The 15091-nt window shown below is 68.6% G+C and carries 12 protein-coding genes; 6 read left to right on the top strand and 6 right to left on the bottom strand.

Annotation, left to right across the window (positions count from 1 at the left end; translation table 11 throughout):
* Positions 1 to 130: 130 nt before the first annotated feature.
* The gene (locus tag MMB92_RS11950) at positions 131 to 1642 is read right to left on the bottom strand and encodes an aldehyde dehydrogenase family protein (RefSeq protein WP_034175147.1); all 1512 of its coding nucleotides are present in this window, start codon (positions 1640 to 1642) and stop codon (positions 131 to 133) included.
* 729 nt (positions 1643 to 2371) lie between these two features.
* Here MMB92_RS11950 and MMB92_RS11945 point away from each other — a divergent pair.
* From MMB92_RS11945 to MMB92_RS11935, 3 genes are all read left to right on the top strand, one after another.
* Complete coding sequence (locus tag MMB92_RS11945; protein ID WP_307850622.1) at positions 2372 to 3856, top strand: amino acid permease; 1485 nt, start codon at positions 2372 to 2374, stop codon at positions 3854 to 3856.
* Positions 3857 to 3991: 135 nt separating this feature from the next.
* Entirely contained in the window at positions 3992 to 5260 is a 1269-nt protein-coding gene (locus MMB92_RS11940; protein ID WP_048987866.1) for an FAD-binding oxidoreductase, read from the top strand.
* Between the two features lie 126 nt (positions 5261 to 5386).
* Positions 5387 to 6061 (top strand): TetR family transcriptional regulator, encoded by a 675-nt coding sequence (locus tag MMB92_RS11935; protein ID WP_006491110.1) that lies wholly within the window; start codon positions 5387 to 5389, stop codon positions 6059 to 6061.
* A 65-nt stretch (positions 6062 to 6126) separates the two neighbouring features.
* On the opposite strand, the gene MMB92_RS11930 is transcribed toward MMB92_RS11935, so the two are convergent.
* Both MMB92_RS11930 and MMB92_RS11925 read right to left on the bottom strand, forming a co-directional pair.
* Positions 6127 to 7917, bottom strand: a complete 1791-nt coding sequence (locus tag MMB92_RS11930; protein ID WP_006495126.1) for a phospholipase D-like domain-containing protein — start codon at positions 7915 to 7917, stop codon at positions 6127 to 6129.
* 105 nt (positions 7918 to 8022) lie between these two features.
* A complete protein-coding gene (locus tag MMB92_RS11925; protein ID WP_006491117.1) occupies positions 8023 to 8781 on the bottom strand; it encodes a DeoR/GlpR family DNA-binding transcription regulator in 759 nt (252 codons plus the stop codon).
* A 202-nt stretch (positions 8782 to 8983) separates the two neighbouring features.
* Here MMB92_RS11925 and MMB92_RS11920 point away from each other — a divergent pair, with 202 nt between their 5' ends.
* The 3 genes from MMB92_RS11920 to nadE all read left to right on the top strand — a co-directional run bounded on the left by MMB92_RS11920 (position 8984) and on the right by nadE (position 11279).
* Positions 8984 to 9169 (top strand): hypothetical protein, encoded by a 186-nt coding sequence (locus MMB92_RS11920; RefSeq protein WP_006480515.1) that lies wholly within the window; start codon positions 8984 to 8986, stop codon positions 9167 to 9169.
* Between the two features lie 200 nt (positions 9170 to 9369).
* A complete protein-coding gene (locus tag MMB92_RS11915) occupies positions 9370 to 10239 on the top strand; it encodes a DMT family transporter (RefSeq protein WP_006491114.1) in 870 nt (289 codons plus the stop codon).
* A gap of 191 nt (positions 10240 to 10430) precedes the next feature.
* On the top strand, positions 10431 to 11279 hold the full coding sequence (nadE, locus tag MMB92_RS11910; RefSeq protein ID WP_265225550.1) for an ammonia-dependent NAD(+) synthetase: 849 nt from the start codon (positions 10431 to 10433) through the stop codon (positions 11277 to 11279).
* Between the two features lie 74 nt (positions 11280 to 11353).
* Here the strand turns inward: nadE and MMB92_RS11905 are convergent, their stop codons facing one another.
* The 3 genes from MMB92_RS11905 to MMB92_RS11895 all read right to left on the bottom strand — a co-directional run.
* Positions 11354 to 13030, bottom strand: coding sequence for a peptidase S1 (locus MMB92_RS11905; RefSeq protein ID WP_058903535.1), 1677 nt, complete (start codon positions 13028 to 13030; stop codon positions 11354 to 11356).
* Between the two features lie 72 nt (positions 13031 to 13102).
* Positions 13103 to 14692: a S53 family peptidase gene (locus MMB92_RS11900; RefSeq protein ID WP_048987877.1), complete on the bottom strand. Its 1590-nt coding sequence runs from the start codon at positions 14690 to 14692 to the stop codon at positions 13103 to 13105.
* A 118-nt stretch (positions 14693 to 14810) separates the two neighbouring features.
* Positions 14811 to 15091 (bottom strand): hypothetical protein (locus MMB92_RS11895; RefSeq protein ID WP_212066297.1); only part of this gene is annotated, 281 nt, incomplete at its 5' end.

Raw genomic sequence — 15091 nt, 5'->3', positions numbered from 1 at the left:
TCGAGCGGGTCCGCTCACGATCGATCGGCGCGGCGCACGCATCGCAATAAACGACCAGGGCCGGTTACCGCTTCCACGGCAACCGGCCCTGTTCATTCGACGTCGAAGCGCCCAAGCCGGGCGCCCGCACTTATACGTCGAACTTCACCCCCTGCGCCAGCGGCAGCTGGCGGCTGTAGTTGATCGTGTTCGTCGCCCGGCGCATATACGCCTTCCATGCATCCGAACCCGACTCGCGGCCGCCGCCCGTTTCCTTCTCGCCGCCGAACGCGCCGCCGATTTCCGCGCCGCTCGTGCCGATGTTCACGTTGACGATCCCGCAATCGCTGCCGGCCGCCGACATGAACTGCTCGGCTTCACGCATGTCGTTCGTGAAGATCGCCGACGACAGGCCTTGCGGCACCGCGTTGTGCACGTCGATCGCGTCGTCGAAGTTGTCGTAGACCATCACGTACAGGATCGGCGCGAACGTCTCGCGCTCGACCACCGCCGATTGCTTCGGCATCCGCACGATGGCCGGACGCACGTAGTACGCATCCGCGTGGCCGACGTCGACGCGCTCGCCGCCCTTCACTTCGCCGCCCTGCTCGCGCGCATCGGCCAGCGCCTTCTGCATCGCGTCGAACGACGCACGATCGACCAGCGGGCCGACCAGCGTGCCTTCCTCGAGCGGATTGCCGACCTTCACCGACGCATAGGCCTTCTCGATGCGCGGCAGCAGTTGCTCGACGAGGCTGCGATGCACGATCAGGCGGCGCAGCGTCGTGCAGCGCTGGCCGGCCGTGCCGACCGCCGCGAACGTGACCGCGCGCACGACGAGGTCGAGATCCGCGCTCGGCGCGACGATCATCCCGTTGTTGCCGCCGAGTTCGAGGATGCCGCGCGCGAGGCGCTGGCTCAGCACCTTCGCGACTTCCTGGCCCATCCGCACGCTGCCCGTCGCGCTGACGACCGGCACCTTCTTCGACGCCGTCAGCACCTCGCCGACGTCGCGCATGCCGAGCACCAGCTGGCTCAGTTCCGCCGGCGCGACGCCCGGATGCGTCTTGTCGAACTCGCGCAGCGCCTTCTGGAGCAGCACGTGGCACGCGATCGCGGTGAGCGGCGTCTTCTCGGACGGCTTCCACACGACCGAATCGCCGCACACGAACGCGAGCGCCGCATTCCACGCCCACACCGCGACCGGGAAGTTGAACGCCGAAATCACGCCGCACACGCCGATCGGGTGCCACGTTTCCATCATCCGGTGGCCCGGGCGCTCGGACGCGATCGTGAGGCCGTAAAGCTGGCGCGACAGGCCGACCGCGAAATCGCAGATGTCGATCATTTCCTGCACTTCGCCGAGGCCTTCCGACGTGATCTTGCCGGCTTCGAGCGTGACGAGGCGGCCCAGCTCGGCCTTGTGCTCGCGCAGCACGTTGCCGAACACGCGCACGAGTTCGCCGCGCACCGGCGCCGGCACCGTGCGCCACTTGAGGAACGCGTCGTGCGCGGCGTCGATCTTGCGCTCGGCGTCGGCGGGCGTGTCGACGGCCAGCGTCGCGAGCGTCGCGCCGTCGAGCGGCGAACGCGCGGTCAGCGCGTTGCCTTTCCACTGGGCGAGATCGATGTCGAGCGCGGCAAGAATGTCGTTGAATTGCATCACTTCCTCTTCAGGGACAGATTGATCGATGCGGCGGCAGCGCCGCCCGCGTGATTCGATTGGAGCGCGTTCGAGCGCCTCGTGCAAGCGGATGCGCCGCGCGGCGGGCCGGTGCGCCATCCGGCGCATCGCACTGCGCCGCCGCCGGAAGCCCGGCCGGACGGCGCGCCCCAGCCTCGCGAGGCACGATCCATGAACACATTGTCGATGGCCACAAGTCGGGCCGCTATTGATATTAACTCACGACTTCATTCCCAAAACGCAAGAAGTGCGCTGGCCAGCCGCGGCTGTTTCGATGCCGATATGGGACGTTTCCCAAGCCCGTAACAGGCCGCCCGGACGCATCGCTGCGCGGCCCAAGTTGATGACCATCCCGCATCACCCTGTTCGGAAATATCGTTTGCCGCCGGTGCACCGGGCCCACACAATCGGTGCGACGTCGAGGTGCAACGCACCCGGCGCGCCGCCGGCCGCCACCACGGCAGCCGGACGACCGACGAAGGCGACACGCACCACGGCCCGGCTCAGCGGGCCGGTTTCGCATCGCATCACCGCTGCCCGGCCCGCGAGCCGGCGACGCGTCGCGCTTCGTCACCGAAAAAACAATCCCGGAGACAGCGCCCAGCGCCCGCCATGCATTCAGATGCCCGCCCCGATTCGTCCCGCCCGTCCGGCTCGCCGCCCGCGAAGCCGTCCCTTCACCGCGCGTTGCAGGCCCGCCATCTACGGATGATCGCGATCGGCGGCTCGATCGGCACGGGCCTGTTCGTCGCATCCGGCGCATCGATCTCGCAGGCCGGCCCCGGCGGCGCAATGGTTGCGTACATGGTGATCGGCCTGATGGTCTATTTCCTGATGACGAGCCTCGGCGAAATGGCCGCGTTCATGCCGGTATCGGGCTCGTTCGCGACCTATGGCGCGAAGTTCGTCGACGAAGGCTTCGGCTTCGCGCTCGGCTGGAACTACTGGTACAGCTGGGCCGTGACGCTGGCGGTGGAGCTCGTCGCCGCGCAGCTCGTGATGCACTACTGGTTTCCGCACGTGCCGGGCGTGTGGTGGAGCGCACTGTTCCTCACGCTGATCTTCGCGCTCAACGCACTGTCGGTGCGCGGCTTCGGCGAAGCCGAATACTGGTTCGCGCTGATCAAGGTGCTGACCGTGCTCGCGTTCGTCGGCGTCGGCCTGCTGATGATCTTCGGGATCATGCAGGGCGGCCCGAGCGCCGGCTGGGGCAACTTCACGATCGGCGACGCGCCGTTCGTCGGCGGCTGGGCGACGATGCTCGGCGTCGCGATGATCGCGGGCTTCTCGTTCCAGGGCACCGAAATGATCGGCGTCGCGGCCGGCGAATCGGAAAATCCGCGTACGACGATTCCGCGCGCGGTGAGCCAGATCTTCTGGCGCATCCTGCTGTTCTACGTGTTCGCGATCGTCGTGATCGGCGTGCTGATTCCGTACACCGATCCGAGCCTGCTGAAGAGCGACGTGACCGACATCGGCGTGAGCCCGTTCACGCTGGTGTTCCGCCACGCGGGCCTCGCGTTCGCGGCCGGCGTGATGAACGCGGTGATCCTGACGGCCGTGCTGTCGGCCGGCAACTCGGGCATGTACGCATCGACGCGCATGCTCTACAACCTCGCGGTCGAAGGCCGCGCGCCGAAGCTGTTCGCGAAGCTGTCGCCCGGCGGCGTGCCGCGCAACGCGCTCTATGCGACCACCGCCGTCGGCGCGCTGTGTTTCCTCACGTCGCTGTACGGCGACAAGACCGTCTACCTGTGGCTGCTGAACACGTCGGGCATGGCCGGCTTCATCACGTGGCTCGGCATCGCGATCAGCCACTACCGGTTCCGCAAGGGTTTCCTGAAGCAGGGCTACCGGCTCGACCAGCTGCCGTACCGGTCGAAGTGGTTCCCGTTCGGCCCGCTGTTCGCGTTCGCGCTGTGCGCGGTCGTCGCGCTCGGCCAGGACTACCAGGCGTTCCTCGCCGACCAGATCGACTGGACCGGCGTCGCCGCGACCTACATCGGCCTGCCGTTCTTCCTCGCGATCTGGCTCGGCTACGCGCTCGTGCGCAAATGCCGGCTGGTGCGCTACGAGGACATGGAAATCGCGCCGTGGATCGAACGCAACACGACACGTGAAGCGACCGAAAAGGCCGATACCGGCTATCCGGCCTACGTCACCCGTCCGGCCAACCCGACGCCGGGCGCCTGACGCCCGGTCACGCGCCGGCCGCCGCTCCTACGCGGCGGCCGCTGCGCTGAAAACCCCATTCGACGCGGCGCGCGCGTTCAGGCAAGATCGACGCGCGCCGTCCGCTTTTCCGCCGTCACGAATCACCGAAAACGCATGCAGAACTTCTACGAAGCCACCGTTACCCGCCAGCCCTATCCGCAACTGACCGGCACGATCGATACGCAGGTCTGCATCGTCGGCGGCGGCCTCGCCGGCCTGTGCACGGCGCTCGGCCTCGTCGAACGCGGCGTGCACGACGTCGTCGTGCTCGACAGCGAACGGGTCGGCTTCGGCGCGTCGGGCCGCAACGGCGGCTTCGTGTTCGGCGGCTACAGCCTCGACAACGCCGACCTGCTGCGCACGCTCGGCCGCGACGAAGGGCGCCGGCTGTACCGGCTCACCGTCGACGCGGTCGACCTGATCCGCGCGCGGATCGCCCGCTACGGGATCGACTGCGACATCGTCGACGAGGGCGTGATGCTCGCGAACTGGTTCGACGATCCGTCGCGGCTCGACGGTGTGCGCACGCTGATGAAGAACGAACTCGGCGTCGAATGGGAGCCCGTCGCGACCGGCGCGCTGCGCGAGCGGCTGAAGACGCAGCGCTATTACGGCGGCCTGTTCGAGCCGAACGCGTTCCACTTCCATCCGCTCAAGTACGTGCTCGGCGTCGCGGCGGCCGCCTCGCGCGGCGGCGCACGCGTGTACGAGCGCTCGGCCGCGCTGAACATCGCCCGCGACGGCGCCGGGTACGTCGTGCGCACGGCGCAGGGCGCGGTGCGCGCGAAGGACGTCGTGTTCGCCGGCGGCGGCTACGCGCGCGGCGTGTCGCCGCGCATCGAGCGCGCGGTGCTGCCGATCGCGACCTACGTGATCGCGACCGAACCGCTCGGCGCGCGCCTGCCGGATGCGATCGACGCGCCGTACGCAATCTACGACACGCGCTTCGCGTTCGACTACTACCGTCCGCTGAAGGACACGCGGATCCTGTGGGGCGGCCGGATCTCGGTGCTCGACCGCGGCCCCGACGCGATCGCGCGCCTGCTGCGGCGCGACCTGCTGCGCGTGTATCCGCAACTGGAAGGCGTGAAGGTCGACTACGCGTGGGGCGGGCTGATGAGCTACGCGCGGCACAAGATGCCGCAGATCGGCCGCGACGCGGACGGCGTGTGGCACGCGATCGCTTTCGGCGGCCACGGGATGGCGCCGACCACGGTGGCCGGCGAGACGCTCGCCGCCGCGCTGGCCGAAGGCCGGCCGGTGCCGGACGGCTTCGCCGCGTTCGGGCTCACGCGCACGTTCGGGCTGGCCGGACTCGCCGCCGCGCAGCTCACGTATACGGCGTACCAGGCCCGCGACGCGCTCGCGTCCTGCCGCCGCTGAGCGCCCGCGACGGCCGAAACCACCGCGCCGGCGGCCTTGCCGATTAGAGCGGAAGGTCGGCCGGGCGGCCATTTCCCGCATGCTAGAATGCCTTTTCCAAGCCGCCGCGAACCACAATAAAGTCACATGAAAGCAGGAAGCAAGGCCGCCACGTCCGACACCCGCGCGCTTGCGTCCGATGCGCGGCGTAAATACGATCCCGAGCAAACCAAGCGCAACATCCTCGATGTCGCCACGCAGGAATTCTCTGCGATGGGCCTCGCCGGCGCGCGCGTCGACGCGATCGCCGAGCGCACCAACACGACGAAGCGGATGCTCTATTACTACTTCGACAGCAAGGAAGGCCTGTACGAGGCCGTGCTGGAGAAGGTGTACGGCGACATCCGCGCGCTCGAGCAGGAACTGCACGTCGGCGACATGGAGCCGCGCGAAGGCATGCGCCGTCTCGTCGAATTCACGTTCGACTACCACGACAAGCATCGCGATTTCGTGCGCCTCGTGTCGATCGAGAACATCCACGGCGCGAAATATCTCGAACAGCTCAAGTCGTTCAAGAACCGCAACGTCAGCATCATCAAGACGCTCGAGGAACTGGTCGAGCGCGGCGCGGCCAGCGGCGCGTTCCGCAAGGACATCGACGCGTTCGACCTGCACCTGCTGATCAGCTCGTTCTGCTTCCATCGCGTGTCGAACCGCTACACGTTCGGCGCCGCGTTCGGCCGCGATCCGTCGGCGCCGCGCCTGCGCGCGCGCCATCGCGACACGATCGCCGACGCGGTGCTCCGCTACGTCGCCGCGTAAGCGGCGCCAGCAGCCGGCCGGGGCGCGACTCGTTCGCGCCCTTTGCATTTCGGCGCGTCAGCCCATCAGTCCGTCGGCGCGGTCGACGCCAGCGCGATCCGCGCCTTCTGTTCCGGGCTGCCCGCCACGTAATACTTCTTCGCCCAGCTCGAATCGGGCGCAAGCGCGAGCCGCGCATGCGTACCCGCGCCCGTACCGTGCTGCTGCTTCGCGTGGATCGCCAGCGCGCGGGCGCGGTAGTGCTCGTAAAGCCGCAGGAATTCCGCGAGATAGATCGCCGCGATCCGCTTGTCGCGGATCTCGAGCAGGTTCTCGTCGTTGTACTGCTCGGAATTGCGGCTCATGTTCGCCGAGCCCGTATAGACGACCGGATTCGCGCCTTCCGCATCGATCACGATGAACTTGTGATGGATCACCACGGGCGGAAAGGCCGGCGCCGGTTCGCCCGGGAAAAGCCGCAACTCCGGCTCGAAACCTTGCGGCACGGTAGCCGGCGAGAAATACGACGCATCGATCACGTCGTGGTTGTCGCGGCTGCGGTGGTACAGCTCGAGGTTCGCGAGCGTGGCCGCATCGAGCGACTGGCCGGCCTGCTGCGCAGCGTCGGCCTTCGTTGCGCTGGCCGCGTTGATCCGGTTCACGAGGCCGAACATCATCAGTCCGCGATCGCCGGCCGCGAAGCACGCATCGCGCAGCGCCGCGTCGGTCGGCATGAACAGGCAGAACGACACCGAATGCTTCGCGGCCGCGATCGCGGCGACGATCGTATCGATCTCGGTACGCTGCCCCGCCGGCTCCGGCGAGTATGCGACGCGCACCTGCGCGCTGCCGATCGTCATCGGCGCCGACCAGCCCGGCGACAGTCGCGCGGTCTCCGCGATCGACGGATTCCCGGCCAGCGCGTGGGCGCGCTCGTTGTACAGCGCGGCGAGCGCAGGCGAGTCGAACGCGTGCAGCACGTTGGCCTGCTCGGTCAGCCCTTCGGTCGTGAAGTTCGCGGAACCGGTCAGCACGCGCGCGGGCGCCGGGTTCGACGGTGCATCGGTCACGATGAACTTGTCGTGCATGATGTGCGTCCGGTCGCGCGGCGCGAGCGTCGCGAGGCCCTGCAGCGCATCGACGGCCGGCTGGTTCGGCGACGGCAGCGGCGGCTTGCCCTTGCGCGCCGTCGTGTGCGCGTCGTAGACGATCGCGAGCGACGCTGCGCCGTGCCGGCGGCCGAACGCGTCGAACGCGGGCAGCGCCCACAGCGAGTCGGTCAGGTGATAGACGGCCGACACCGCGCGCGACGCCGGATCGAGCATCTGCGCGAACACCTGCTCCATGTCGTTCGCGAGCCACGTGCGCAGTTTCAGCGCCTGCGCGGCGCTCGGCGCCTCGTTCGGCGCGAGCCCCAGCGCAGCAACCTGCTTCGCGAACGCCTGCGAGCTGACCACCGCGCGGTTGAACCACGTGCCGATGCCGTCCTCGATATGCGCGGGCAGCACGACGTCGCACACGCCGGCTTGCGCGTCGAGCACCTGCAGGTTCGCCGGCGTGCCGACGACCGGATAGACGTCGTAGCGGAACGACGCGTCGCGGTCCTGCGGATCGATGCGTGCATCCCACCACATGAATTTCTGGATCGGCGCCTGATCGGTCGGCGCATCGCCCTGCGTGTCGGCGGCCGGGCCGTCGAACGTCAGGCGGTTGGGCAGCCAGCTGTCCGGCGCACGCGTCTTGCCGTCGACCGACCAGAAGCCCGGCGTGCGCCGGATCGCGAAGCCGAGGAAATCGGACCGCGACGCCGCATCGGGCCAGTCGAAAGCCAGCAGGACCAGGGTGGGGGAAAGATAGCTGCGCACGCTGACGGTCATTCGTTGCTCCCTGGCCTGACGGCCGGTCGAGGTGAATGAGTCAGTCTCGATGGCGGTTCTTCCCGCGCGATGACCGTTCGATGAACCTTGTATGTCGGACGCGCGTCAGTCGCACACGAGCAGCTCGATCCCGCGCGCCGTCAGCGCGCGGCGCACGGCCTTGTCGGGCGCGCGCTCGGTCACCAGATAGCGGGCGGCGGCCGCGCCGTTGATCCGCACCGGCGTCACGCGGCCGAATTTCGAATGGTCGGCGACGATGATCGCCGTGCCCGCCGCCGCGATCATCCGGCTGCGCACTTCGGCCGCGAGCCGCGAGTAATCGGTGCATTCGCCGTCGGGCGTGATGCCGCCGGCGCCGACGAACGCGAAATCGACGTGGTATTGCGCGAGCTGGTGGATCGTGTCGAGCCCGAAGGTGGCGTCCTCGTCGTCGGACAGCTCGCCGCCGAGCAGCGTCACGCGGTTGCCGTTGCGCCGCGCGAGCACGAACGCGGTACGCCAGTCGTTCGTGTAGATCGACAGCCGGTGCCGGTCGGCCAGCGCCAGCGCGACCGCATGCGGCGTGCTGCCCGAATCGATCAGCACCGATGCATCGTCGGGCACGAATTCGGCCGCGCGCCGCCCGATCGTGCGCTTCGCGTCGGCGTTCGCGGCCTCGCGCTCGGACAGGCTCGGCTCGCGGCGATCCGCGGCCAGCGCGCCGCCGTGCGTCATCACGAGCAGCCCGCGCGCGGCCAGCGCGTTCAGGTCGCGCCGCACGGTTTCGCGCGACACGTCGAGCGAACGCACGAGTTCCGCGACCGACAGCGCGCCCGATCGTCCGAGCTCCGACAGGATGTATTGATGACGTTGTTCCGCCAGCATCGCGTGTGCGCCCGAGGCGACTGGTAATGGGTAAGCCAGCCATTGTATTACGGACGTTTGACGACCATTTGACGACGCCGGGAAGCGCGGCCGGCGCGTTTCCCGAAAGCGAAATTCAGTATTGTCCGGCGCGCGCGAATCCGTGCGGCGGCGGGCGCTACACTTTGCGCTTCGCCGAACGACCAACCAAGGGGCTCGCGCCATGTATCGCAAAGGCAGTGTGATCGAAATCCAGTTTCCGCCGGAACGCCTCAACGACGCGGCGGGTGATCCGTACTGGATCGACCTGACGCTCGACGAAGCGCGCCGGCTCTACGAACAGCTCGCCGCGCGCTTCGCGACCGACGCGCGCGCCAACCAGCCGCTCGACACGTTCTCGATCGACTGATCGTCGCCGCTGCGCGCCCCTCCGCGCAGCGGCGTGCGGGGCACGCATCCCCACGGCACCACACATCCGGCGCGCGCTGACCGCCGGCACGATCACGCATCGCGTGGCACGAGTGCAGGATTCGACAAGACGCCGGCACCGCTTCGTCCGATACTGGCCGACTTTCCGGTTCTGTCCGGCCGCCTCGCGGCCCGTCACGCATGCTTACCTCGATCGTCGCCGCCGCCTTCGTCGCGCTCTGGTCCACCGGCTTCATCGTTGCCCGGGCAATCAAGCCTTACGCCGACCCGAACCTGTTCCTGCTCGCGCGCTTCGCGGGCACGGCCGCGTTGTTCGGCGTGGTCGCGCTCGTCGCGCGCGCGCCGTGGCCGGCCCGCCGCGAATGGCCGCGCCACCTGATCGCCGGCGCGCTGCTGCAAGGCGTCTATCTCGGCGCGAGCTACTGGGCCGTCGCGCAAGGGTTGAATGCGGGCGTGATGGCGCTGCTTGGCGCGCTGCAGCCGCTCGCCACCGCCGTGCTCGCGGTCCCGCTGTTCAACGAACGCCTGCCCGCGCGCGGCTGGCTCGGCATGGCGCTCGGGCTGGCCGGCGTCGCGCTCGTGCTCGCGCCGAAGGTCACGGGCGGCGTCGCACCGCCGCCGGGCGCCGCGCCGGCGTGGCTCGTCGTCGCCGTGTCGGTCCTCGCGGTCGGGTCGATCACCGCCGGCTCGCTGTACCAGAAAGGCAAGCTCGCGCAGAGCGACCTGCGCACCGCGGTCGCCGTGCAGAATTTCGGCGCGGCGATCGTCGCGGCCGTGTTCGTCCTGCTGCTCCATGAAACCCGCTGGATTGACGCGCCGGCGCTGTGGGTGTCGCTCGTGTGGGGCGTCGTGTTCCTGTCCGGCGGCGCGGTCACGATGCTGATGTGGATGCTGCGGCGCGGCAATGCGGCACGCGCGACGTCGCTGCTGTTTCTCGCGCCACCGCTGGCCGCGCTGCAGGGTTACGGGCTGTTCGGCGAAACGCTCGCCGCGATCCAGCTCGCCGGCTTCGCGCTCGCGCTGGTGGGCGTCGTGCTCGCGCGGCGCTGACGCCGCCCCCGGGCGCCTACCCGGCCGCCCTTCGCGCGGCATCCTGCCCCCGCCCGGCGCACCGTGCACCACGGCGATGCGCCGCGTCTCGTCGATGCAACGCAAAACCGCCGGATCGCCGGCCCGGCGCGGCGGCACACCACGATTGCGCTTATGATGGGCGCCTTGCATTTCGTTCCGGAACTTCCTTCATGACATCCGCCGATTACGCCAGCCGCCAACGCGCGATCATTGCCGAACTGAACGTCGCCCCGCACTTCGACGCCGAAGCCGAAATCGACCGCCGCGTCGATTTCCTCGCGCAGTACCTTCGTTCGACCGGCCTGCGGACCTACGTGCTCGGCATCAGCGGCGGCGTCGATTCGTCGACGGCCGGCCGGCTCGCGCAACTGTCGGTCGAGCACCTGCGCGCCGACGGCTACGATGCGCGCTTCATCGCGATGCGCTTGCCGAACGGCGTGCAGAACGACGAAGAGGATGCACAGCGTGCGCTGGCGTTCGTGCGCGCGGACGAGGTATTGACGGTCGACGTGAAGCCGGCCGCCGATGCGATGCTCCGTTCGCTGGTCGCCTCCGGCCACGCATTCGACACCCCGGCGCAACAGGATTTCGTGCACGGCAACATCAAGGCGCGCGAGCGCATGATCGCGCAGTACGCGGTGGCCGGCGCACGGCGCGGCATCGTGATCGGCACCGATCACGCGGCCGAATCGCTGATGGGTTTCTTCACGAAGTTCGGCGACGGCGGCGCGGACATCCTGCCGCTCGCGGGCCTGAACAAGCGCCGCGTGCGCGGGGTGGCGCGCGCGCTCGGCGGCGAGGAGCTGATCGTGATGAAGGTGCCGACGGCCGACCTCGAGGAACTGCGCCCGCTGCGCCCGGACGAGCACGCGTATGGCGTGACCTACGACGAGATCGACGATTTCCTCGAAGGCAAGCCGGTCGCCGACCGCGTCTACGAAACGGTGCTGCGCTTCTACGACGGCTCGCGCCACAAGCGCGCGCTGCCGTACACGATGTTCGACTGGCCGGCCGCGTAAGCCGGCCCCCGGCTACCGACATACCGCCGCGCGCACCGTCACGGCCGCGCGCGGCACGCTCGGGACGGGCAACGCTACGCGTGCCCGCCCGTCTTCTTCGCCTGCAGTGCACGAATCCGCATCCGCGCGCCCGTATCGCTGACCGTCGCGTCGTACATCGTCGCGAGATCGCGCTTGAGCGCGGTGCGCGAGCCACCGTCGAGATACACCATGTGCCCCGACGGATAGAACCGCGCGGACAGGTTCTGCCGCACCTTCTGGTCCTCCAGCGGCATCTGCTGCAGATCGATCACGGTCTGGTAGAACGGCGTGACGAAATCGTAGAAGCCGTTCGCCGACAGCACCTTCAGGTCGACGTTCAACGCCATCACCGCGGCGAGGTCGCCGGCCGTGTAGAGGATCACGTTCCCCTGCGCATCGATGCCCTGCTGCGCGCCGGTCGGGTCGATGTGGCTGAAATCCCAGTTCTGGAACGCCTGGTCGTTCAGGTCCGTGAACGCGGAATTCGACGTGAACTTCAGCTGCTCGTTCAGGTAGCTGTTCCACATCGCCGTATAGACGCCCGTCACGGCCGTCATCGTCGGATCGTTGCCGCCCGAATTCGGGTCGATCTTGCCGGCGATACCCGACGAGATCCCGGTCACGCGACCGTCGTACGAACCGAGCGCGAGCCCCTGCGCATGCAGCAGCGTCGTCAGGAACAGCGAATTGCCGCGCGCGTCGTAGCCGGCGATATTCAGCCCCCACGACTGCAGCGTCGCCGTATCGATGCCCGTGTATTGCGACAGTTTCTGCACGGTGGCCGGGTTCGCATGCGGCACCGCGCGCAGCCCGCTCAGGTAGTCGGTGCGCGCGAACTGCGCGACCTCCTCGACGAACGCGCCGAGATCGCTCGGCGGCGGCTTAATGCCGAGTTTCTTGTGATACCACGCATCGGCCGCGGCGGTCGGCAGCGTACCGACCGGGTTGCCGGCCTGCCGGTAGTCGAGGATCGACGATTGCAGCGTGACGCCGTTCAGGTCGACGCCGTCCTCGTGCAGCTTGTACGCGAGCACGCAGCTGCGCGCGGTGCCGTACGATTCGCCGAACAGGTATTTCGGCGAATTCCAGCGGTTGTTCTTCGTCAGGTAGCGCTTGATGAACTGCTTCAGCGAATTCGCATCCTGGTCGACGCCCCAGAAGTCGCGGTTCTTGTTCGGCGCGACGGCCGCCGAATAGCCGGTGCCGACCGGGTTGATGAACACCAGGTCGCTGTGGTCGATCATGCTGTCCGGGTTGTCTTCGATCTGGTACGGCGCGGGCGGCGTGAAGCCCGGCATCGACGTCTTGATGCGCTTCGGCGCGAACGAGCCGAGCAGCACGAACACCGACGACGAACCGGGCCCGCCGTTGTAGAAGAACGTCACGGGCCGCGTTTCCTCCTTCGCGCCGTCGGCCGTGAACGCGACGTAGAAAATCTTCGCGGCCGGCTGCGAACTGCTCGGATCGACGGTCACCAGATGGCCGACCGTCGCCGTGTACGCGATGCGTTTCCCGTCGATCAGGATCGTGTGGTGCGTGATCGCGGCCGCCTCGGTCGTGTCGGTCACCGAATCGTCCGGGCCGTTGCCGTACGCGACCGGGTCGAAGAACGGCTGGTCGCGGCCGTGGCTCAGCGCGACCGGGTTGATGGTCGGCGGCACGCCATGCGAATTGTGGTCGCCGTGATGCAGCGGATACACGCCGCCGGAAGATGCGGAATCGATGCCCATCGTGCTGCTCCTGGAGGTGAAAAAAGACGCGGCAGACCACCCGCGTCGAACGGAAAGGCGTGCGCCGGCGCGTCAGCTCGACGGCTTGCGCGCGAGGATCGTGGCGAGCTGCGCGCCGTTCGGGCTGCCGAGCCCCGTGCACGCGTCCCAGCCCGACGCGGCCGCATAGGTGCCGTTCGATCCTTTCGTGATGTCGCGCAGCGCGCCCGGATGCTTGTACAGCACCGGATTGATCCAGCCGGCCGACGCGCCGGCCGCCGCATTGATCCGCGCGATCAGCGCGGCCCACAGCGGCGCGACCGCGCTCGTGCCGCCCATCACCGCGGGCGTGCCGGCCACCGACACTTCGTAGCCCGTCTGCGGCGACGCGTCGCCGGCCACGTCCGGCACGCCGCGCTTCGCGAGCGGCGTGCTGCTGCCGTCGGCGCGCGCGACCTTCAGCCCCTGCTGCCACGCCGGCAGGTCGAACAGCGCACTGACGCCGCCGCCACCCGCGCCGCCGCCCGACGCCTCGTCGTTCCACGTGACCTCGCTGCGAATGCCCTGCCCGGGCAGCGCGTCGAGCTGCGTGCCGCCGCAGCCGAGCACGTACGGGCTCGACGCGGGGAAGTCGACGTGATCGGCGCCATCCTGCAACCCGTCGCCCGAGCCGCTGTCGCCGGACGCCGCGCAGACGGTGATGCCCTGCGCGGCGGCCGCCTGCAGCACGCGGTTGAACGCGTGTGCGGACTGCGCCTGCCAGATCGCTTCCGGGCCGCCCCAGCTGATCGAGATCACGGACGGCTGGTTCGTCTTGTCGGTCACGGCCGCGTTGACGGCCTGGATGAAGCCTGCGTCGCTGTTCGGCGCGAAGTAGACGGCGATCTTCGCGGCCGGTGCGATCGCGCCGGCGATTTCGATGTCGAGCGCGACTTCGCCGTCCGGGCCGTTCGGCTCGCCGGTCGGCGCATTGCGGCCGGTGCCGACGTTCACGTCGACGAGCTTGGGCGGTGTCGTGATGCCGAGCCCGCGGAAATACTGCTGGATGTCGGCCGCGCGATAGCCGCCGCCGAGCTCGATGATCGCGATGCATTGCCCCGCGCCGTCGCCGGCCGGAAAGTCGTACAGCGACGCAAGCTGGATCGGCGTGAACGTGACGGCCGCCGCGCCGCGCGCCGGCTTGAACGGCGGACGGAAGCGGAAGTGCGGCCGCGCCTGCGGGCGACTGTCGAGGCCGAGCACGGCCGTCACCGCATCGCCGAGCTCGTCGGGCAGCGCGATCGGGCCCGAGCGGCCGCGGTACTGGCCGATCGAACGATGCTCGAAACGCTCGAGCTTCACGCTGAACGCGGTTTCGAACTGCCGGATCGTGCCGGACAGCACGACGACGCTTTCGACCGGATCGACGCGATCGACCGTCAACTGGTGACGTCGCGCGAACGCCTCGGTCTTGCGAATGTCGTCGGGATTGGCGGAGAAACGCTGCGCGAAAGCGTCGCGCGACACCGGTTTTGCGCGGGCGTCGCCGGTGGCGAGCTGGTGAACCAATGCATCGAGTTGCCCTTCTTCCTGCCGCCGCAACATGATCGTGACGTGAATGCGTTCTGCCGGATCGCACTGGCCGAGGCACTTGGACTCGGCCACGATGCGGGGCTCACGGTCGGCTTGAAGATGCCTTGCCATGTTCAGACCCTCCTTGGTACCGCGTTGCACGGAACAGCCAGGAAATCGGACATAGCCTGCGGAAGACGGTTCCGTTCGGTCAGTCGGTTCGCGACAGCGCGTGTGCGACCGCGCGAAGTTAAAGGAAGTTTAGAACAGTCAGACGATTTGCGCGCACGCCCTGCTGCGGCAAGGCATGCGCGCGAAGGCCGGCATTGCGCGCGGCCTGCATCGATCCCTCACGGCGCGCCGCAGGGCCGATCGGCCCGCGCGGCGACCATGCCGCGACGACGCTTGTATGTTCAGTACTGACCAGTACGGTAAAGTCTGGTGGTAGCCAGACGAGACCGTGCAGTTTGCCCCGCGCTTGGGTGTTGGAGCCCGTGACTGAGTACAAAACGCACGGTTGCCGTGCTGGTC

It is taken from the genome of Burkholderia sp. IO2 (assembly GCF_029522185.1).
In the GTDB taxonomy this organism is placed as follows: domain Bacteria; phylum Pseudomonadota; class Gammaproteobacteria; order Burkholderiales; family Burkholderiaceae; genus Burkholderia; species Burkholderia cenocepacia.
This window is presented reverse-complemented; position numbering and strand designations above follow the sequence as displayed.

Bases quoted from the DNA above. Each gene is read 5' to 3' on its own strand.
- MMB92_RS11950 (WP_034175147.1), bottom strand. From the start codon at position 1,642: ATGCAATTCAACGACATTCTTGCCGCGCTCGACATCGATCTCGCCCAG.
- MMB92_RS11945 (WP_307850622.1), top strand. From the start codon at position 2,372: ATGATCGCGATCGGCGGCTCGATCGGCACGGGCCTGTTCGTCGCATCC.
- MMB92_RS11940 (WP_048987866.1), top strand. From the start codon at position 3,992: ATGCAGAACTTCTACGAAGCCACCGTTACCCGCCAGCCCTATCCGCAA.
- MMB92_RS11935 (WP_006491110.1), top strand. From the start codon at position 5,387: ATGAAAGCAGGAAGCAAGGCCGCCACGTCCGACACCCGCGCGCTTGCG.
- MMB92_RS11930 (WP_006495126.1), bottom strand. From the start codon at position 7,917: ATGACCGTCAGCGTGCGCAGCTATCTTTCCCCCACCCTGGTCCTGCTG.
- MMB92_RS11925 (WP_006491117.1), bottom strand. From the start codon at position 8,781: ATGCTGGCGGAACAACGTCATCAATACATCCTGTCGGAGCTCGGACGA.
- MMB92_RS11920 (WP_006480515.1), top strand. From the start codon at position 8,984: ATGTATCGCAAAGGCAGTGTGATCGAAATCCAGTTTCCGCCGGAACGC.
- MMB92_RS11915 (WP_006491114.1), top strand. From the start codon at position 9,370: ATGCTTACCTCGATCGTCGCCGCCGCCTTCGTCGCGCTCTGGTCCACC.
- nadE (WP_265225550.1), top strand. From the start codon at position 10,431: ATGACATCCGCCGATTACGCCAGCCGCCAACGCGCGATCATTGCCGAA.
- MMB92_RS11905 (WP_058903535.1), bottom strand. From the start codon at position 13,030: ATGGGCATCGATTCCGCATCTTCCGGCGGCGTGTATCCGCTGCATCAC.
- MMB92_RS11900 (WP_048987877.1), bottom strand. From the start codon at position 14,692: ATGGCAAGGCATCTTCAAGCCGACCGTGAGCCCCGCATCGTGGCCGAG.